The sequence below is a fragment of the Kitasatospora sp. NPDC040550 genome (assembly GCF_055594965.1).
This window is the reverse complement of the sequence record NZ_JBVIWC010000010.1, coordinates 151,003-170,064: the sequence shown is the minus strand read 5'-3', so window position 1 is coordinate 170,064 and position 19,062 is coordinate 151,003. Positions and strand designations below refer to the sequence as shown.

The window sequence follows — 19,062 nt, the reverse complement described above, 5'->3', positions numbered from 1 at the left end:
AACGGTGCGGCGGCGGTGCACGGAGCGTGGGGGTACGCGGAGCGCGGGGGCGCGCGGTGAGACGGGAGCAACGGCAGGACGGGAGCAGCGGCAGGACGGCGGCTCAGGCGGGCCCGGTCCGCCGCGCGGTGCGTCCGGACACCTGCACCAGGTCGACCACCCCGGTGGCCGGGTCACGGTGGAACCACCCGCCCGGCTCGGGCCGACCGGTGTCGGGCGCGATCAGGTCGTAGCGGAGGTCGGCGTAGCAGCGCAGCGGGAGCGGCAGGTCGCCGTCCACGGAGAGGGTGAGCCCTCCGTCGCGCGCCGCCTCGACGCGGTACCGGATCCCGCCGTTGCGGTAGTCGCCCGCGCAGTCCGGCAGTTCAGCCGGGACGCCCGGGGGCTCCTGCTCCCCGGCGGCCACCGGGGCGATCGCGGCGGGCACCGCGATTCCGGTCAACTCGGCCAGTTCTGACGCGAGTTCCCGCCAGAGTGCGGTGGCACTGCCCGCGTTGCCGGTGAAGGCGACCACCACCCCGCTGTCCGGTTCGGCCCGCAGGTGGCAGGAGGTGCCCATGGCGTTGCCGTCGTGGCCGCACCAGAGCCGACCGTCCTGGCGGTAGAGCGCCAGGCCCGCGCCCCAGCCGTCCGCGAGCGCGCCCGGGCGGGCCCCGGGCTGGGGGCGGCGCAGCTCGTCGGCGGCGTCCGCGGGCAGTGCCTTGGCCCGGCCGAGCGCGGCGGTGCCGAACACGGCCAGGTCGGCGGCGCTGAGCAGCAGCGCCCCGGCGGGCGCCTCCACCGGGGCCAGGTTCTGCCGGACCGGCCGGACCCGGCCGGTCGCGGCGTTGTACGCGTGCCCGGCGGCCACCGGGCGCCCCGCCGTGGCCGGGCCGGCCGCCAGCGGGCCGAGGAAGGCGGGCACGGTGTCCAGCGGTTCCAGCAGCAGGGCGGCGACGGCCTCCGGCCAGGGCATCCCGGTCACCGTCTCCACCAGGCGACCGGCGGCGACGTAGCCGGCGTTGGAGTAGGAGAAGCCCGTCCCGGGCGGGAACAGCGCGTCCCGGGCGGTGCAGACCCCGGTCAGGTAGTGCGCCGCGGTGGTCCGGGCGGCCGCGTCGGAGTCCGGCCCGGCGGGCAGTCCTCCGGTGTGGCTGAGCAGTTGACGGACCGTCAGGTCACGGAGCGGACGGAACTCGGGGAGGTGCGCGGCGACCCGGTCGTCGAGGTCGAGGTCCCCGTCGTCGGCGAGCAGCACCACCAGGGCCGCGGTGTACGGCTTGGTGAGCGACCCGACCGGTACGGCGGTGTCCCCGGTGAGGGGCGCGCCGGTGGTGGCGTCGGCCACGCCGGTGTGCAGGGCGACGACCTCCGCCCCGGTGTCCAGGACCAGTTGGGCCCCGGGCACCCGGTGGCGGCGCGCGAGCGTGTCGAGCCGGTGCTGCAACTCGCGCCGCAGCAGCTGCGGGGCGCGCTCGCGGACCGGCGCGGAGGCGGGGTACGGCATGGGCGGTGGCTCCCGTTGACTGGTTCTCGGGTGCGGACGCGACGACGCGTCCGTGAAGGAATTCCGGATTACTGCGGAACGCTCTGCCGAATTTCCGGTCGGCGGCGCAGCGCGGCGCGAAGAGCCGCGCGCACAACGCGATTGACCGGGCGCCGTCCGGCAGCAACCGGCCCGACACGAACGGGAACGGGGGCGCCTCCCGGCGCAGTACGGCGCGACGACGGCGCACGCGGGGGCATTCCGGGCCGCGACGGCACGCGGCGGCCGGACGGCACGAATACGACCCGGTTTTTCCCGCTACGCGGAAAGCCCCGGGCGACCGAATGCCCGACCCGGGCCGGCGGAACCGGACCGACACCCCGGACACTCCGGCCTGCGGGCCCGTCGGCCCGCACCCCGCAGGGTCGCCCCACCCGGCATCGCAATCCCCCCTGCGCCCCTCCCCTCGACCACCGTGCGGAACCCGCCGCAACGGCCCCGGGCGACAGCGCAATCCTTGACGGACCGAACGTTCGAAAGACGAACGCGGAACAGTCTTCACGGCGGATCACCCGCTCGCAACCCCTTCCGATTGAACGGAAAGCAATTCTCATGGGAATCGGACCGGCGAAATCCCTGGCATGGCTCCCGACCACGGGCGGAACGCCTGATGACGCCTGTGAATTGGTTGGCCGAAACCGTGACCGTCGGATCCCGACGGGTCGGAACCAGATTTTCGCGGACACCGCAGAGTGGCCACGAGGGCGCTCGGGACGGCTGTGCGGAAATGCGACGGAATGCATCGGGGGTGAAGAGGAAGAGCCAGTGGTTCGGGCGTGCCGTGCGGTGTTCCCGGAGCCGGCGGCGCACGGTGGTGCGCCGTACCGGGGGACTCGCGTTCCGCAACGGCTCACGGCGGCTCGGGACGGCTCACGGGGCTCGGCGGCGCACGGGGGCCGGGCCGCGCGCCGCTCGACGCTCGGCGCCGCACGACCCCGCGATGTCACGTTCCGCCGCGCTGCCCGGTCCATCCGGTACCTGCACGACGAAGAACGAAGGGAGCGTCCTCACCATGAAGGCCGTCATCGTGTGTGTCTCGGTGTCCCACGGCAACACCCGGCGGATCGCCGAGGAGATCGCCCGGCCGCTGGCCGCGCCGGTGGTCGCACCGGAAGAGCTGGACCCGGCCGACCTCAGCGGCTACGACCTGGTCGGGTTCGGCTCAGGCGTCTTCACCGGCCGCCTGCACCCGCGCCTGCGGGCCTTCGTCCGCAGCCTTCCGTCCGCCGTCCCGTCCGCCGAACGCCCCTGCCGGGCCTTCGTGTTCGCCACCAGTGGCCTACCCCAACCCGGCTTCCGCCCGTTCACCCGGCCGACGGAGCGCGCCCTGGCGGCGAAGGGCTTCCGGATCGTCGACGGCTTCACGGCCCGCGGCCACGACACCTGGCTCCCGTTCCGCCTGGTCGGCGGCATCAACAAGCACCGCCCCGACAACCGTGACTTCGCGGCCGCCCACACCTTCGCCGAGCACCTCCGGACCGCGTCCACCCCGACGTCCTGAACCCCACGCCCCATGCCCCACGCCCCACGCCCGGTGGCCGGGCCCCCGCCCGGCCACCGGATCTACCTACCTACCTACCTGCCTACCTACCTACCCCGGAGACCCGACACCCGCGCCCGCGCCCGCCCCACCCGGACCTCCCGGACCGCTCCCCCGTCCCGACGCCGGGAGAGCACCACCAACAGCACCAACTGCACCACCGCACCCACCCCCTGACCGGCCCACACCCCGTCCACCCCCCACCAGCGCGACAGCACCACCGCCGCCGCCAACTGCCCACCGAGACCGACCACCGCCGACACCACCAACGCCCGCCCGGCCCCGGCCGCCTGGTGGTAGCCGCCGAGGGCGACCGCCGGGGCGTACGGCAGCAGGTAGAGGGCGGTCAGGTGGAGGAACCCCGTGGCCTGGGCGGCCACCGCCGGGTCGTCGGTGAACCGCGCGGTGAGCGGCCCGGCCGCGCCGGCCGCCAGCAGCGCCGCCCCGGCGCCCAGCCCGACGGCGAGGCGGGCGGTGGCGCGCCGGAGGTCGCGCAGCGGCCCGGGCGCACCGGCCCCGGCGAGGTGGGCGGCCCGGAGGGCGGCGGCCTGGCGCAGCGCGTAGAAGGCCATGGTGAGCACGAGCAGCAGCCGGTAGCCGATGCCGTACCCGGCGACCGCCGCCACCCCGAAGCCCGCGACCAGGGCGAGTTGGGCCGTCCCGACGGCCATCCGGGCGGTGAAGTCCAGACCGTACGGCGCACCGGCGCGCAGGATGCCGACGGCCGCCGCGCCGACACCCCGGACCTCGCCGACACCCCGGACCGGTCGGCCGGCCCGGGGCCGCAGGCGCAGGGTGACGGCGAGGGCGACGGCCCGGGAGGCGGCCAGGGCCAGTGCCGCGCCGGGCACGCCGAGGGCGGGCAGCGGGCCGGCGCCGAGGATCAGCAGTGGGTCGAGGACCAGCAGCAGCGCGTTGGAGAGCAGCGCGATCCGCATCGGGGTGCGGGTGTCGCCGCTGCCCTTGAAGAGTTCGTCGGCGACCCGCTGGGCGAAGAACAGCCCGAAGGCCGGGAAGGCGACGGTGAGGTACTCGGCGGCCCTGGCGGCGGCCGCGCCGTCGAGGAAGGCGCCCGCGATCCGGTCCCGCAGCAGGAAGCCGGGGACGGCGAGGGCGAGGGTGCCGAGCGCGCAGAGCCGCCAGGCGGCGCGGGTGATCCGCCCGGCCTCGGCCCGGTCCCCGGCGCCGAGGGCCCGGGCGAGCCGGACGCTGACGCCGGAGGACACCACCAGGACGAGTCCGAGCAGCAGGTTCTCCAGGGTGCCGGCCAGGGTGACGGCGGCCACGGCGGCCCCGCCGAGGCCGGCCACCCAGAGCGTCCCGATCACCGTGGCGATCACTCCGGACAGCAGTTCGGCGTAGACCGGTCCGGCCAACAAGGCCAGCCGGACGGACTGTTCGCGCACGGGTTCCCCCATCGTCGGGCCACCCGCACCGGAGCGAGCGGCTGCCTCGAATGGATATACATCGATTCGAGGCACCTCGACAAGAGGTAGCATCATCCGCGGTACGGGGCGCATCATGGGGCGCACTCAGACGAAAGGGCTCCGACCGTGCTGACCCTCGCGATCCTCGGCTTCCTGTACGACCAGCCCCTGCACGGCTACGAACTCAAGTCCCGGATCACCGGGTTGACCGGTCACGTCCGACCGGTCAGCGACGGCGCGCTCTACCCCGCGATCACCCGGCTGGAGAAGGCCGGGCTGCTGCACCGCCGCACCGAACCCGGCAGCGGCGCCGCGCCGCGCCAGACCCTGGAACTCACCCCGGAGGGCCGGGCGGAGCTGCTGCGGCGACTGGCCGACCCCGAGCAGGCCGAGATCACCGACCAGATCCGCTTCTTCACCCTCGCCGCCTTCCTCCACCAACTGGCCGCCCCGGCCCGGCAGGCCGCCGTGCTCCGGCGCCGACTGGACTTCCTGGAGGCGCCGAGCAGCTTCTTCTACGACGGGGACGGCCGGCCCGTCACCGCCGAGCGGGAGCCGAACCCGTTCCGACGCGGCATGCTGCTGGTCGCCCGGGCCTCCGGCGCCGCCGAGCGCGCCTGGCTGGCCGAGACCATCGCCGGACTGGAGGGCACCGCGGGCGGCGCCGCGCGGTGACCGCCGACGGCACCCCGCCGGAATCCGGTGGCACCCACGGCGGACCGGCGGCCCCACCCGGAGGACGGCAGCACCCGCCGCCGACCGGTGGCGCCCGAACCGCCCGGGCGCCCCACGGGGCGCGGGCCACCAGCCCGAACACCAGGACGAACGGCCTTGCCCCGGCGCGGAACGCCCCCGCCGACACCACTCCCGGGGCGGCCCGGGCGTGGCTATGATGATCTGCCTCACGACCACGGCGCCCCTCCGCTGGCGTGATCAACCACCGCGCCCCGCCCGCCCTCTGGAGGCAGCCGTGCCCAGTGAAGTGACCACAGCCGCCGGCCCCGCTCCGCAGAAGCGGGACGACATCCCGGGCTGGTTCTTCGGCCTGGACCGGGCCGCCTTCTCCCACCTGCTGTCCGCCCAGACGGCCGCCGGGGTCGGCGGGGACATCCTGGAACTGGGCAGCTACCTCGGCCGCAGCGCCGTCCTGCTCGGGGACCACCTCCAACCGGGCGAGCGGCTGACCGTCTGCGACCTCTTCGACTCCGAGGCCGCCGACGCGGAGAACGCCGCCGAGATGTCCATGTCCTACCGCAAGACCCTCACCCGCAGCGCCTTCGAGTCCAACTACCTCGCCTTCCACGCCGAGTTGCCCGAGATCGTCCAGGCCCCCACCTCGGTGCTGGCCGACGGCCGGATCCCGGCGGGCAGCTGCCGTTTCGTCCACGTCGACGCCTCGCACCTGTACGAGCACGTCAGCGGGGACATCCTGGTGGCCCGGGCCGCGCTCGCCCAGGACGGCCTGATCTCGCTGGACGACTACCGCTCGGAGCACACCCCGGGCGTCTCGGCCGCCGTCTGGGAGGCCGTCTTCACCGGCGGACTGCAGCCGGTGCTGCTCACCCCAATGAAGTTCTACGGCACCTGGGGCGACGCCGCGGCCGCCCGCCGGACCCTGCTGGCGCGCGACTGGCGGGCCGAGGACTACGCCGTCGACGAGGACACCATCGCCGGCCACCAGGTCCTCCGCCTCAACTACCAGGTCAAGACGCCCGCCCAGCTCCAGCGTTCGACCTCCCGCCGGATCGCCCTGGACCTCCTCCCCCCGGTCGCCACCCGCGCCACCCGCCGGGTCCTGCGCACCCTGCGCGAACGCCGCGCCGTGCGCCCCACCCCGAGCGCCTGACCCCGCCGGAGCGACCCCCGAACCGGCCCCGAACCGGCGCCGAACCGGCGCCGAACCGGCGCGATCCCGACAGATCCGACGCGACCCCCGGACGCCCCGAACGCGACCCAGGACACCGCCCCGGACGCCCACCCGGGCCACACCACCACCTCCCCCACCACCGCCGTCGCAGCGCCCGCTGCGGCGGCGGTTCGCGTTGCGGCGCCGCTCCCCGCCGTTGAGCGGGCCGTGGCACCGCCGTCACCCGGCCGTCAGCTCGGACTCCGGCCGGACTCCGATCGGACCCGGAATGTTTACGTCATATGACTGACGCATTGTCGAAAATTCGTTCACTCACATGGGTGAATCTCCATTAAAGGTTTGCCCATGGACCTTTAAAGACCGCATAGTGATGGCACCTCAGTTTGGTCTTGGGAAAGCCAAGTTCAGGCAAAATCCTTGTGAGTGAGGAGAGACCCATGTTCCACGCTTCCACCTCCGCGGGCCCCGGGCAGCGGCTCCGCGCGGCGATCGCGGACCAGGGCACCACCCCCCTGATCGGCGTCCACGACATGTACTCGGCCTCCATCGCGGCCGAGCACTACGACGGCATGTTCGTCTCCGGCTTCGGCTTCGCCGCCTCGTACTACGGCCTTCCGGACATCGGCTTCATCGCCTGGCCCGACATGGTCGCCTTCGTCGAGCGGCTGCGCGGCGCGTTCCCCTCGCACCACCTGCTGGTCGACATCGACGACGGCTACGTCGACCCCGAGGTCGCCTGCCACGTGGTGCGCCGGCTGGAGGCCATCGGCGCCTCCGGCGTGATCCTGGAGGACCAGAAGCGCCCGCGCCGCTGCGGGCACGCCGACGGCAAGCAGGTCCTCCCGCTGGAGGAGTACCTCACGAAGCTCGAGCTCGTCCTGGCCGACCGCACCGACCTCCTGGTGGTCGCCCGCACCGACGCCACCGAGGAGGCGGACATCCTGCGCCGCGCCCGCGCGCTCGCCGAGACGGACGCCGACGTGGTCCTGGTGGACGGCGTGCGCAGCGAGGAGTGGATCCGCCGGATCCGCAAGGAGGTCGGCGACAAGCCCCTGCTGTTCAACCAGATCGCGGGCGGCAAGTCCCCCCGGCTGTCCCTCACCGAGCTCACCGAGCTGGGGGTGGACGTCGCGATCTACAGCACGCCGTGCCTGTTCGCGGCCCACCGGGCGATCGACGAGGCGCTCACCGGCCTCAAGACCGCCGACGGGCGACTGCCCTCCCAGGCCGAGCAGGCCAAGCCGGTCGGCGTGCGGGAGTCCACCGAACTGCTGGAGCGCAACATCACGCGCTCCCGGCGGCTCGCGGACGTGCCGGCTTGAGCCCCGGGCCGCGCCGGCCCGCCCCGTCCTCGGCGGCCGCCGCACTGCGGGCCACCGTCCTGGGGCTGACCGGGGCGTGCGCCCTGCTCGCGGTCGGCGCGGCCCCGGCCGCCGCGGGTGGCAGCCTGATCACGGTCATCGACAACTCGCACGCCGACTCCTGGCTGGAGGTCGACCGCACGGCCAACCTCCAGCAGGGCAGCGGCTCGGCGGGCAGCGACCACGACGGCGCCGGATCCCTGGTCGGGGGCCTGGTCGGGGGCCCGGCCGGCAACGGAGGTGGGCCATGACGGCCCGCGCCCAACGCCCGTCGTGGTGGCGCAGGTTCGACCCGTACCTGCTGGCACTGGCGGGGACGGTCGGCCTGGCCGCGCTGTTCCCCGCCTCCGGCGCCGGGGCCCGGTTCGCCGCGACGGCCTGCGACCTCGCCGTGGCCCTGCTGTTCTTCCTGTACGGCGCCCGGCTGTCCACCCGGGAGACCTTGGCCGGGCTGCGCCACCTGAGACTGCACGGGCTGGTGCTCGCCGCCACCTTCGGTCTCTTCCCGCTGCTCGGCCTGGCCACCGCGCTGCTGACGCCGGTTCCGCTGACCGAACAACTCCAGGCCGGGGTGCTGTTCCTCTGCCTGGTGCCGTCCACGGTGCAGTCCTCGGTGGCGCTGACCGGCGCCGCCGGGGGCGACGTCCCGGCGGCGATCTGCGCGGGGACGTACTCCAGCCTGGCCGGGCTGGTGCTCACCCCGCTGCTGGTCGCCGGACTGCTGGGCTCGCACGCCGGGCTGTCGGCGGACGGGCTGCTGCGGATCGGGCTCCAGCTGCTGGCGCCGTTCCTGCTGGGGCAGCTGCTGCGGCCGTGGATCGGCGGGCTGGTGGCCCGTCACAAACGGCTGCTGACCCCGGTGGACCGCGGCTCGATCCTGCTGGTCGTCTACACGGCGTTCAGCGCGGCGGTGGCCCAGGGCATCTGGCACCAGGCGACGCCGTTCGCCCTGCTCGGGATGGTCGTGGTGCTACTGGCCCTGCTCGCCGTGACCCTGGCGGTCACCGGGCTCGGGGCACGCGGTCTGGGGCTGGCCCGCCCGGCCGCGATCGCGGCGATGCTGTGCGGCTCGCAGAAGAGCCTGGCCAACGGGCTGCCGATGGCCACCGTGCTGTTCGGGTCGGAGGCGGGGGTGATGGTGCTGCCGCTGATGGCCTACCACCAGCTCCAACTGGTGGTCGGCACCGTCCTGGCCGGGCGCTGGGCCCGGGCGCCCGAGCCGGTCCCGGCCGGCGGGCCGCCCACGGCCGAGCTCAGCCCGGCGGGCGGGCCGCCAGCGCACGGCTGATCCCCCGGCGGAGCCGGCTGGAGGCACCGGGCAGGTGCCCCAGCCGGCTCAGCCGTTCCTCCGTCAACTCCGGCCGCCGGGCCAGCAGCAGCACCGCGGCGTACGGGCGCTCGCCCTCCCGCAGCCGCTCGGCCACCAGCTCGACCACACCGTCCAGGGCCTCACCGGTCACCGCCGGGTGGGCGGCCAGCAGCCGCAGCAGGTAGTTGTCGTTCCAGGTGCTGTGCCGCCGGACGGACAGGGTCACCAGCAGGTCGAGCGGCGCGGCCGGGTTCCGCACGATCGTGTACCAGACGAACGGGTACTCGCACCGGGCCAGCACGCGCAGCACCCCGGGGTCGGCGGTCCGCTCGGCCAGCCGCCGGTAGGCCCCGGGTTCGTGCAGGTGGTCGAGCGCCTCGGCATCGCTCAGCCCGTCCATCGCGTGGGTGTCGTCCATGTCGGGACGCGAGCCTACCGGGGCCCGTCCTCGACGACGACGGGCCCTACTCCCAGCCGGCGGCGGTCCAGCCGGCGGGGCGAGGCTCCCGGTGCCGGGGCGGGCGGTCATGGTCAGGGCGGTGCCGTCGTCGGCGAGCACGGTCTACGGCACGGCCGTCCGGATCCGTCCGCCGATGACCTCCCGGCGCGCCGCGGTGCTGTGGTGCTGTGGTGCTGCCGGCCGGGAAGGGGCACACCGTCACCGGACGTAGTAGGCGCGGTGGTGGGCGGCCACCGGGGCGGACTGGTAGGTCCAGACGCCGGCCGCCGGGGCCTCGCCGATCAGCTGGGCGAGGTCGCGGGCGGCCTCCTCGGCCGGGTTGCCGAGGTCGAGCCGGACCCGGTCGGCGGTGCGGTCGTCCAGGGCGTAGTAGCGGTACGGGTGGTGGACGTTGAGCGGTCCGGCGAGCAGCCTGCCCTCGTCGTCGGTGCCGTAGCCGGTGATCGGGGTGTTGTTCACCGGCTCGGGGGTGAGGCCGACCAGGTCGACGTCCAGGGCGAGGATCTCCTCCTGGTACCGGTGCAGCCCCTCCGGCCCGATCTCGGCCCGGCGGCAGGAGATGCTCCACCGTTCGCGCACGGCGGCCGCGTTGAGCGAGGGCAGGGTGGTCTCGAACCAGCCGGGGTGCTTGGGTTCGGCGTACAGCCGGCGCCCGGCGTCGATGGCGAGCGGGTTGTCGCACAGCACGTGCAGCCGGGCGATGCCGAGCAGCTTGGTCTGGTCGTACCCCCGGGCGTACTGCCCGTAGTTGACCACCGGGATGCGCTCCTCGGCGAACACCGGGTGGGCGATCAGGTTGATCTCCAGCTCCTCGGTGATGCCGCCGCCGTTCGGGTACTGGGCGAAGTACAGCTGGTAGTTGAGCGAGACGCAGGCCCCGCCGTCGAAGGTCGCGGCGCTCAGCCCGGGGTGGCGCTTGTCGAGCAGTCGGCGGGCCCGTTCCGGGTCCACCAGGTAGTCGACGCCGATGTTGTGCAACGCGCCGTAGTGGAAGGGCAGGTGGTACGGCTCCGGGACGGGCGGCAGCGGCAGGCCGGTCATGAGGGCTCCGAAAACAAGGGGGGCACGGGCGGGGAGAGGGTGGTCGGCCGCCGCAGCGCCAGCAGGTCCTGGTGCATCCGTTCGGCGCTGCGCAGCGCGAGGGCGGCCATGGTGAGCGAGGGGTTGGAGGTGCCGAGCGAGGGCATCGAGCCGCAGCCGACGGCGTACAGGTTGGGGTGGTCCCAGCAGCGCTGCCACTGGTCGACCACGGAGTTGCCGGGGGAATCGCCCATCAGGTGGGTGCCGCCGGCGTGGCCGGCCCCCCGGTAGCCGTGGACGGCGCCGCGGTGCTCCAGCCGGCCGGGCCACCCGGCGCCCGGGTAGGCGGTGTGGTCCTCGGCGCCCAGCAGGGCGAAGAGCTGGTCGGAGACGGCCCGGGCGGAGGCCATGCCCTCGCGGACGTAGCCGTCCAGGTCGTAGTGGATCGCGGGGGCGGGCAGGCCGAGCGGGTCGCGCCGGTCCGGGTCGAGGGTGACCCGGTTGGCCGGGTCGGCGGGCTGCTCCAGTTCGAACTGGAGCGAGAACTGCCGCCCGAGCCGGTCGCCGAGGCGTTCGCGCAGTTCCTTGCCGCGCAGCCCGGCGGCGAGCAGCGCGGCGGCCTCGGTCGCCGGGTCGCCGCCGGCCCAGGACCAGCCCCAGTTGCCGATCTCGATCCGGAACGGTGCCCGGTGCCGGCGGGCCCCGCCGAAGCGGAAGGCCTCCAGTCCGCTGGTGGAGCCGGGGCCCCGGTAGGGGCCGACCTGGCGGGGCATCAGCCCCCAGGTGAGCAGCGCGGGGTGGTCCATCAGGTTCCGGCCGACCTGGCCGCTGCGGTCGGCCAGGCCGGACAGCAGCAGCAGTCGGGCGTTCTCGATCGCGTGCGCGGCGATCACCACCAGGTCGGCGCTCACCCGGTGCGCGGTGCCGCCGGCCAGGTACTCGACCCCGGTGGCCCGTCCGGTCCCCGGGTCGGCGAGCACCCGGCTGACCACCGCCTCGGTGCGCAGTTCGACGGCGGGCGCCCAGCGGGCCTGGGTGCGCAGCGGGGTGTACTTGGCGCCGCCCGGGCAGGCCGGGACGCAGCTGGCACTCCCGGCGCAGGGCGCGCCGTGGCCGGTGCCGGGCCGGGTGGGCAGGCCGTTGCGGGCGTGCGGGGTGCGGGTGACGGCGAGCCGGGCCGGGTCGGTCATGGCGGGGTCGCGCACGGTCCGGCCGTCGAGGGCGCGGGCCAGCTGCCGGTCGAGGTGGCTGGCCGGGATCGCCCGCATCGGGTAGGCGTAGTCCGCGGGGAGGGGCAGGCCGACGGCCCGGCGCTGTTCCTCGGCGTCGGCGGCGACGCCGAGTTCCTGTTCGGCGTCGCGGTAGTGGGGTTCCAGGTCGTGGTAGCCGATCGGCCAGTTGCGGCCGTGGCCGAGGTCGCCGGTACGGAAGTCCTCGGGGTGCATGCGCGGGGTGAGGCCGGTCCAGAGCAGTCCGGTGCCGCCGTTGGCGCGCAGGTAGCCGCTGGCGTAGGGCAGCGGGCCGTACTGGCGCAGGTGTCCGTCGGCGGTGTAGCCGCCGTCCGGGTGGCCGGTGAGGTCGGTGACGTCGGGTGACGGGGCGTCGGGGTTGTGCGGGTAGGGCGAGGTGGGCGGGCCGCCGCCGGCCGCGCGGTGGGCGGCGGAGGTCTCGGCGCTCCCCGGTGCGGTCCGGCCGGCCTCCAGGACGAGGACCCGCCAGCCCCGGGCGCCGAGGCGCTGGGCGACCAGGCTGCCGGCGAAGCCGGCCCCGACCACGACGGCGTCCCAGTGGCCGCTCACCGCTGCTCACCTCCGGACGGGGCGCCTCCGGACGGGGCGCCTCCGAGCGGGGCCGCGGCCCAGCTGCCGTGCCCGGGGGCGGCGGCGCCGGGCGGGCTGGCCCGGAAGGTCCGCCAGACCAGTCCGTGGTCGTGGGCGCGGGCGGAGCTCGGCGCCTCGCCGGGCCAGGCGCCGACGTACCAGAGGTGGACCAGGGCGTGCTCGTCGCGGACCCTGTGGGCCAGGGTGGTGCGGTGGTGTTCGTCGGCCATGCCGGTGGCACGGAGTTCGGGGACGTCGAAGCCGGTGAGTTCGGCGCTGACGCGCAGGAACTCGTCGAGGTCGGCGAGTTCGTCCTCCTCGGCGGGCCCCCAGGGCCCGTAGAGGTCGTCGGCTGCGGTGCGATCGTCGGACACGGACACGCGGGCACCCCCACGATCGTCGGCGGACGGCCAGGAGCGGATGGCCAAGACATGACAGGCTCGTGCCGAGCGGGCACGCTCCGCCTGCTCAGCGCGATCCTCCCGCCCGGGCGGGCCGCCGGGGGCCGCTTGCCCGAATGTGACGCATCTTGATCAGTTCATGACCGATAGCCGTTCCTCCACGGCGGTTCCCGGACCGTTGACGCTCAGCCCAGCGCGCGCACCGCCGCCAGCACGTCCAGGCCGAGCGCCGGGTCCGCATCCTCGGGCAGGTTGACGGACAGCCGGGTGACCAGCCCCGCGTACCGGCGGTGGATCTCCCGGGCGGCCTCCTCGACCGTGCCGGAGACCGCGAAGGCGTCGAACACCTCGTCCGAGATCAGCGCCGTCATCTCGGCCCAGCGCCCGCGCACCGAGTGGGTGTGCAGCTCCTCCTGCAACCCCTCCCAGCCGTGCTGCGCCAGCACCGGGCGGTAGGCCGGGGTGGAGGCGTAGAAGGCCAGCCGCTCGCGCACCCCCGCCCGGTTGGCCGCCAGCTCCTCCTCCGTCCGGCCGGTGGCGGTGAGCACGTTGCCGACGGTCTCGAACGGCCGCCCGGTCCAGTCCGCCCCCTCGGCCTCCGCCCGCGCCCGCGCCTCGACCAGCCCGGGCAGCACCTGCTCGGTCAGGTAGGCGGTGGAGGAGAACGGGTGCGCGAGGAAGCCGTCCGCCACCGCCCCGGCGGTGCGGGTCATCAGCGGCCCGACGCCCGCGAGCAGGATCCGGGGCACCCCGGACGGGACCGGGTCGGGCGAGAACACCGGCGTCATCACCGTGTGGGTGTAGAAGTCGCCCCGGAACCGCAGCCGTTCACCGGTCTGCCAGCTGTGCCAGATCGCCCGCACCGCGTGCACGTACTCCCGCATCCGGGCGGCCGGCCGGTCCCAGGGCATCCCGAAGCGCTTCTCGATGTGCGGCTTGACCTGCGAGCCCAGTCCGATGACGGCCCGCCCGCCGGAGGCCGCGTGCAGCCCCCAGGCCTGGTAGGCCAGCGTCATCGGGGTGCGGGCGAAGGCCACCGCGATGCCGGTGGCCAGCTCGATCGACATGGTGCGGTCGGCCGCGCGGGCGAGCTGGAGGAACGGGTCGTACGCGGTCTCGGCGACCACCAGCCGGTCCATGCCCCGGCGTTCGGCCTGTTCGGCGGCGTCGAGGATGCCGGCCGGGTGCCCGGAGGCGGTGGCGTCGAGGCGGAGGGCGGCGGGTCGGTCCATGCGGGTGCTCCTGGTCGCGGGGCTTGCGTCGTGCCGGGCTCGTGCGGTGCGGCGCGGCGGGATCGTGCGGTTGCGGTGCACCGGGCCCGTGCGGCGCCGGGCCCGTGCGGTGTCGTGCGGCGGCGGTACCCGCCCAGCCTGCCACGCCGTCACGGGCCGGCCGGTCGGCCCTCCCCGGCGAACAGCCGGTCCAGGTGCCGGTCGACGGCGGTGAGCGCGGCGTCCGGCCCGACCACGCCCAGCTCCAGCAGGGTGGTGAACCCGGTCAGCGCGAGCAGCAGGTCCGTCTCCACCACCGGGTCCCGGTCGGCCGCCACCAGCCCGTCGGCGATCGCCCGCCGCACCACCCGCTCCACCTCCGCCCGCCCCCGCAGCAGCCCGCCGCGCGCCCGCTCCCGGACCTCCTCGTCGTGCAGCGCCTCCAGCACGTAGGCGGCGCCCATCCGGCTGGTGACCCGCGAGTCCGGCTGCAGCGGCAGCAGTTGGACCAGCATCGCCCGCAGCACCGCGCGCGGGTGCGGCCGTTCGCCCAGCCCGGCCAGCGACCGGGCGACCCGCAGGCCGCTCTGCTCCCCGGCGAGGTCCATCGCGAAGCCGAGCAGCTCCGCCCGGGAGGCGAAGTAGTGCTGGAGCTGGCCGAGCGAGATCCCGGCCTCCCGGGCGACCTCGCGCAGGGTCAGCCGGGTGGTGCCGCGCTGCTCCACGATCCGCCACAGCGCGCGGGCGATGGTCTCGCGGCGCTCCCGATGGTCCACCTGCTTGGGCATGCCCCGGCACTCCTCGACGACTCCCGACCGGCCTTTTCCATACGCTTGACATAATACAGCCGACCGACAACGCTGGACGCATTCCGAGGGAGGAGCGCCCCGTGCTCGTACAGCCCGTCGCCCGCACCACCGGGGGAACCGTCCGCGGCTTCGTGGACCGCGGCCTCGCCGCCTTCCGCGGCATCCCCTACGGCCGGCCCCCGGTCGGCCCGCTCCGCTTCGCCGCCCCCGCCCCGCCCGAGCCCTGGGACGGCGTCCGCGAGGCCGTCGCGTACGGCCCCGTCGTCCCCCAGTCAGGGCCCCTCCAGGCCGAACCGACCACCGGCACGGACTGGTTGACGCTCAACGTCTGCACCCCGCACCCGGATTCGGCCGGGCTCCCGGTGCTGGTCTGGCTCCACGGCGGCGGCTTCATCTCCGGCACCGCGGGCGACCCGCTGTACGACCCGACCGAGCTGGCCCGGGCCGGCCTGGTCGTGGTGACCGTCAACTACCGGGTCGGCGCCGAGGGTTTCGCCCTCCTCGACGGCGCCCCGGCCAACCGCGCCTTCCTCGACCAGTTCGCGGCCCTGGAGTGGGTACGGGACAACATCGCCGCGTTCGGCGGCGATCCCGCCCGGGTCACCGTCGCCGGCCAGTCGGCCGGGGCCTCCTCGGTGGCCGCGCTGCTGGCCGTGCCGCGGGCCCGCGGCCTGTTCCACCGGGCGATCGCCCACTCCGTCGGCGGCACCCTCGCCACCCCCGCGCTGGCTGCCGAGATCACCGCCGCCCTGGCCGAACGGCTCGGCACCGACCCCACCGCGGCCGGCCTCGCCGGCACCGATCCCTGGCAGCTGGCCGAAGCCGTCACCGAGCTCGGCGCCGCCCTCCCCGGGCACCTCGCGCGCTGGGGCCGGCTCGCCCGCACCGGCGTTCCCACCGTGCCGGTGGTCGACGGCGAGCTCCTCACCGAGGAGCCCTGGACAGCGCTGGCCGCCGGACGGGCCGAGGGCATCGAGCTGCTGGTCGGTCACGCCCGGGAGGAGTTCCGGCTTTTCGCCGTGCTGGCCGGCCGGCGCGGCGCCTTCACCGAGGAGGACGCCCGCACCGCGCTGGACCTGCTCGCCCCGCGCCCGGGCGGCCCGGACGCCTACCGAGCCGCCTTCCCCGGCGCCACGCCCGACGCCCTGGTCGAGGCCGTCTTCTCCGACTCGCTGTTCCGGATCCCCTCGCTCCACCTCGCCGAGGGCAACACGGCGGCCGGCGGCACCTCCCACCTCTTCCGACTCGCCTACCCGGCCCCCGCCCTGGGCGGGGTGTTCGGCGCCTGCCACGGCCTGGACGTCCCGCTGGCCTTCGGCTCCCTGGACAGCCCGATGGGCCGGCACTTCCTCGGCGACCCGCCCGCCCCGGAGGCCGTCGCGGTCTCCCGGGAGCTCCAGCGGGCCTGGATCCGCTTCGTCGGCACCGGCGACCCCGGCTGGGCCGCCCACGAGCCGGAGCAGCAGCTCACCCGGGTCCTGGGCACCCGCTCGGAGACCGTCCGCTACCCGGACCAGGCCTCCCGGGGCATCTGGGCGGGGGGCGGTCCGACCCGCTTCGACCTGGTCTGACGCTCCCCCGGCCCGGGCGGGCACTCCCGCCCGGGCCGGGGGGCTCAGCGCCCGACCGAGGCCAGGTACCCGGCGGTCAACTCGGGCGTGGCCAGCCAGGCCGCGTGGTCGCTCGGCTCGGCATAGGTGTTGGCCAGCCTGCGGGCGACCTCCGGGTGTTCCGCCGCAGCCGCGAAGACGCCCTGGAGGTGGTCCGGCATGGTCAGCAGGGCGGTGGTGAAGTCGACGGCGTGGCGGGCGTGCCGCTGCCAGAACCGTTCGGCGGTGCGGCACATCCAGTCCGCCGTGAACGGGGCGTCGCCGTGCTCGCCGATCGCCCGCCGGTACGCCTGCGCCGCGCGGGCGGCGCCGTTGGCGCCCTGGCCGGTGATCGGGTCGTTGACCACCACCGCGTCACCCAGGCCCAGCACGTGCACGGCGTCGACGCCCGAGCCCAGTTCGGCCACCGGACGGCGGACGGTCGGGGTGACCGCGCCGCACAGCCCGGCCCCGGCGTCGGTCGGCTCGGCCTCCCGCCACAGCTCCGCCTCCCAGGGCAGGTGCTCGGCCAGCAGGGCGCGGATCCGGTCGAGGTGGACGTCGGGCGCGGGCCCGTCGCCGAACACGTCCAACGGGCCGCCGGGCAGCGCCTCCCAGAGCAGGATGTCGCACGGGCCGGTGCGGGTCAGGGCCGGCTGGAGGTAGAGCTCGCCCAGGCCGGGCAGGGCGTGCATCCGGGCCCTGGGCCCGGCGGCCGGGTCGGGTGCCCCGACGCCGTGCGCGTACAAGCAGGACAGGGCGCGCTGCGGCCGGTCGAACGGTGAGCGGCGGGGGTCCCGTTCGAAGATCCGGGCGAGCTCGCCGCGCCCGGTCGCGACCACGGTCAGCTGGTGCCGGCGGGCCAGTTCGTGCAGTCCGGCGCGGTCCAGGGAGCGGTACTCGACCCGGCCGCCGCGCTCGGCGAACAGCTCCAGCCAGCGGGACAGTTTGATCCGCTGGTCGACGGACCGGGCCGGCTCGTCGAGGGTCATGGTGAACTCCAGCGCGCGGACGCCCGGCGGTACCACCAGCGCCGCGTCGACCGAGTCCACGGCCGGGGCCTCGGCCGCCCACAGGTCCAGCCCGGCCGCCGCCTCGATCCGCAGCGCCGGGCCGAACATCGCCTGGGTGGAGAGCACCCGCCCGTCCCGCAGCTGGTCCGGGGTGCGCTCGGCGACCAGCGTCACCTCGCAGCCGTCGGCCACCAGCCCGAGCGCGAGCTGGAGGCCGGCCTGGCCTGCTCCGACGACGGCGATCCGGCGCATGCGGCGGCCTCCCGGGCTCTGTCGACGATCCGTTGACGGTGCATCAACCAGGCACAGTAGTCGAGCCGCCGGGCCACCGGCAGGGGCCGGACGCGACGGAACGCGGGGTCCTCGTGCGGGCCACTCCGACCACCGAGCCAGTTCGCATAGTCATGCACTGAGATAACTCATTGACCACGCCGAAACGCTTGATGTATTCAGTTCTCCGCAAATCTATTCGCCGACTCACGGTTCGAGCTCGCCCACCGCGACCCGCGCCGGGACCATTCGGAGAGGGATCGATCCACCATGCAGCCCGTCGCACCCCGCGGCTTCCGCGCCGTCACGACCAACATGGGCCTCAAGGACGTCGAGGACGACTTCGCGGCCGTCGTCTCCGAAGTCCCCTGCCGATCGGCCGCGGTGTTCACCCGCTCCCGCTTCGCCGGCCCCAGCGTCCTGCTCAGCCGCGGGGCGGCCGCCCTCGGGGCCTGTCGCGGGATGGTCGTGCTGTCCCGCAACGCCAACGTCGCCACCGGGCGCACCGGGGCGGACAACGCCGCCGAGGTCCGCGACCGGGTCGCCGGGATCGTCGGGATCCCCCCGGAGGAGCTCGTCATCGCCTCCACCGGTGTGATCGGTCGCCCCTACCCCATGGACGGCATCCGCGCCGGGCTCGCCGCCCTGAACTGGCCCTTCCCGGAAGCCGATTACACCGCGGCGGCCAAGGCCATCATGACCACTGACACCCGCCACAAGGAGGTCCGGGTCCGCTGCGGCGACGCCGTACTGGTCGGCATCGCCAAGGGCGTCGGCATGATCGAACCCGACATGGCGACCCTGCTGACCTTCTTCTTCACCGACGCCGACCTCCCCGCCGACCAGCTCGACGCCCTGTTCCGCCGCGTCATGGACCGGACCTTCAACGCGCTCAGCATCGACACCGACACCTCCACCAGCGACACCGCCGCGCTCTTCGCCAACGGACTGGCCGGCCCGGTCGACCCGGCCGCCTTCGAACAGGCGCTGTACGAGTGCGCGTTGCACCTCGTACGGGAGATCGCCTCGGACGGCGAGGGCGCGTCCAAGCTGATCGAGGTCCGGGTGACCGGCGCCCGCGACGCCGCCCAGGCCAAGCGCGTCGGCAAGAGCGTGGTCAACTCCCCGCTGGTCAAGGCCGCCGTGCACGGGGCCGACCCGAACTGGGGCCGCATCACCATGGCCGTCGGCAAGCTCCGGGACGAGACCGACATCGACCCGGCCGCCGTCCGGATCGGCTTCGACGAGCTCCCGATGTACCCGGAGGAGCCGGGCGACGCCCTGCTCGAAGCGGCCCGCCGCTACCTCGGCGGCGACGAGGTGGTGATCCGGATCGACCTGGGCATCGCCGACGGCGCCTTCACCGTCTACGGCTGCGACCTCACCGAGGAGTACGTCCGGCTCAACTCCGCCTACACCACCTGACGCCCGGCCCGGCTC

The 19,062-nt window shown here is 75.0% G+C and carries 17 protein-coding genes; 8 read left to right on the top strand and 9 right to left on the bottom strand.

Going from position 1 to position 19,062, the window contains the following annotated elements:
• Nucleotides 1-103 precede the first annotated feature (103 nt).
• Nucleotides 104-1,486, bottom strand: a complete 1,383-nt coding sequence (locus ACZ58X_RS17470) for a serine hydrolase domain-containing protein (protein WP_470334505.1) — start codon at nt 1,484-1,486, stop codon at nt 104-106.
• Nucleotides 1,487-2,537: 1,051 nt separating this feature from the next.
• Between ACZ58X_RS17470 and ACZ58X_RS17465 the strand changes: the two genes are divergently transcribed.
• Entirely contained in the window at nt 2,538-3,026 is a 489-nt protein-coding gene (locus tag ACZ58X_RS17465) for a flavodoxin family protein (RefSeq protein WP_470334504.1), read from the top strand.
• A gap of 86 nt (nt 3,027-3,112) precedes the next feature.
• On the opposite strand, the gene ACZ58X_RS17460 is transcribed toward ACZ58X_RS17465, so the two are convergent.
• On the bottom strand, nt 3,113-4,471 hold the full coding sequence (locus tag ACZ58X_RS17460) for an MATE family efflux transporter (protein ID WP_470334503.1): 1,359 nt from the start codon (nt 4,469-4,471) through the stop codon (nt 3,113-3,115).
• A gap of 147 nt (nt 4,472-4,618) precedes the next feature.
• Here ACZ58X_RS17460 and ACZ58X_RS17455 point away from each other — a divergent pair, with 147 nt between their 5' ends.
• The 5 genes from ACZ58X_RS17455 to ACZ58X_RS17435 all read left to right on the top strand — a co-directional run bounded on the left by ACZ58X_RS17455 (nt 4,619) and on the right by ACZ58X_RS17435 (nt 9,008).
• Nucleotides 4,619-5,167 carry a PadR family transcriptional regulator gene (locus ACZ58X_RS17455; protein WP_470334502.1) on the top strand — a complete coding sequence of 183 codons (549 nt, stop codon included), beginning with the start codon at nt 4,619-4,621 and terminating at the stop codon, nt 5,165-5,167.
• Between the two features lie 295 nt (nt 5,168-5,462).
• Nucleotides 5,463-6,338, top strand: a complete 876-nt coding sequence (locus ACZ58X_RS17450) for a class I SAM-dependent methyltransferase (protein ID WP_470334501.1) — start codon at nt 5,463-5,465, stop codon at nt 6,336-6,338.
• A gap of 458 nt (nt 6,339-6,796) precedes the next feature.
• A complete protein-coding gene (locus ACZ58X_RS17445) occupies nt 6,797-7,681 on the top strand; it encodes an isocitrate lyase/PEP mutase family protein (RefSeq protein ID WP_470334500.1) in 885 nt (294 codons plus the stop codon).
• On the top strand, nt 7,678-7,971 hold the full coding sequence (locus ACZ58X_RS17440; RefSeq protein WP_470334499.1) for a hypothetical protein: 294 nt from the start codon (nt 7,678-7,680) through the stop codon (nt 7,969-7,971). Before ACZ58X_RS17445 ends, ACZ58X_RS17440 begins: the two co-directional genes overlap by 4 nt.
• Nucleotides 7,968-9,008 (top strand): bile acid:sodium symporter family protein, encoded by a 1,041-nt coding sequence (locus ACZ58X_RS17435; protein WP_470334498.1) that lies wholly within the window; start codon nt 7,968-7,970, stop codon nt 9,006-9,008. Before ACZ58X_RS17440 ends, ACZ58X_RS17435 begins: the two co-directional genes overlap by 4 nt.
• Here the strand turns inward: ACZ58X_RS17435 and ACZ58X_RS17430 are convergent.
• From ACZ58X_RS17430 to ACZ58X_RS17405, 6 genes are all read right to left on the bottom strand, one after another.
• Nucleotides 8,974-9,447, bottom strand: a complete 474-nt coding sequence (locus ACZ58X_RS17430) for a hypothetical protein (protein ID WP_470334497.1) — start codon at nt 9,445-9,447, stop codon at nt 8,974-8,976. The two genes, ACZ58X_RS17435 and ACZ58X_RS17430, sit on opposite strands and share 35 nt — an antisense overlap.
• Nucleotides 9,448-9,687: 240 nt before the next feature.
• Nucleotides 9,688-10,530 carry a hypothetical protein gene (locus tag ACZ58X_RS17425; protein WP_470334496.1) on the bottom strand — a complete coding sequence of 281 codons (843 nt, stop codon included), beginning with the start codon at nt 10,528-10,530 and terminating at the stop codon, nt 9,688-9,690.
• Complete coding sequence (locus ACZ58X_RS17420; RefSeq protein WP_470334495.1) at nt 10,527-12,308, bottom strand: GMC family oxidoreductase; 1,782 nt, start codon at nt 12,306-12,308, stop codon at nt 10,527-10,529. The genes ACZ58X_RS17425 and ACZ58X_RS17420 overlap by 4 nt, the downstream gene beginning before the upstream one ends.
• Nucleotides 12,305-12,703, bottom strand: coding sequence for a hypothetical protein (locus ACZ58X_RS17415; RefSeq protein WP_470334494.1), 399 nt, complete (start codon nt 12,701-12,703; stop codon nt 12,305-12,307). The genes ACZ58X_RS17420 and ACZ58X_RS17415 overlap by 4 nt, the downstream gene beginning before the upstream one ends.
• 212 nt (nt 12,704-12,915) lie before the next feature.
• On the bottom strand, nt 12,916-13,962 hold the full coding sequence (locus ACZ58X_RS17410; RefSeq protein ID WP_470334493.1) for a TIGR03617 family F420-dependent LLM class oxidoreductase: 1,047 nt from the start codon (nt 13,960-13,962) through the stop codon (nt 12,916-12,918).
• 149 nt (nt 13,963-14,111) lie between these two features.
• The gene (locus tag ACZ58X_RS17405) at nt 14,112-14,729 is read right to left on the bottom strand and encodes a TetR/AcrR family transcriptional regulator (RefSeq protein ID WP_470334492.1); all 618 of its coding nucleotides are present in this window, start codon (nt 14,727-14,729) and stop codon (nt 14,112-14,114) included.
• Between the two features lie 101 nt (nt 14,730-14,830).
• Between ACZ58X_RS17405 and ACZ58X_RS17400 the strand changes: the two genes are divergently transcribed.
• Nucleotides 14,831-16,321, top strand: a complete 1,491-nt coding sequence (locus ACZ58X_RS17400; RefSeq protein ID WP_470334491.1) for a carboxylesterase/lipase family protein — start codon at nt 14,831-14,833, stop codon at nt 16,319-16,321.
• A 44-nt stretch (nt 16,322-16,365) separates the two neighbouring features.
• Here ACZ58X_RS17400 and ACZ58X_RS17395 read toward each other — a convergent pair whose 3' ends face one another.
• Entirely contained in the window at nt 16,366-17,604 is a 1,239-nt protein-coding gene (locus ACZ58X_RS17395) for a styrene monooxygenase/indole monooxygenase family protein (RefSeq protein WP_470334490.1), read from the bottom strand.
• A gap of 288 nt (nt 17,605-17,892) precedes the next feature.
• Here ACZ58X_RS17395 and argJ point away from each other — a divergent pair, with 288 nt between their 5' ends.
• Complete coding sequence (argJ, locus tag ACZ58X_RS17390) at nt 17,893-19,047, top strand: bifunctional glutamate N-acetyltransferase/amino-acid acetyltransferase ArgJ (RefSeq protein WP_470334489.1); 1,155 nt, start codon at nt 17,893-17,895, stop codon at nt 19,045-19,047.
• Nucleotides 19,048-19,062 lie beyond the last annotated feature (15 nt).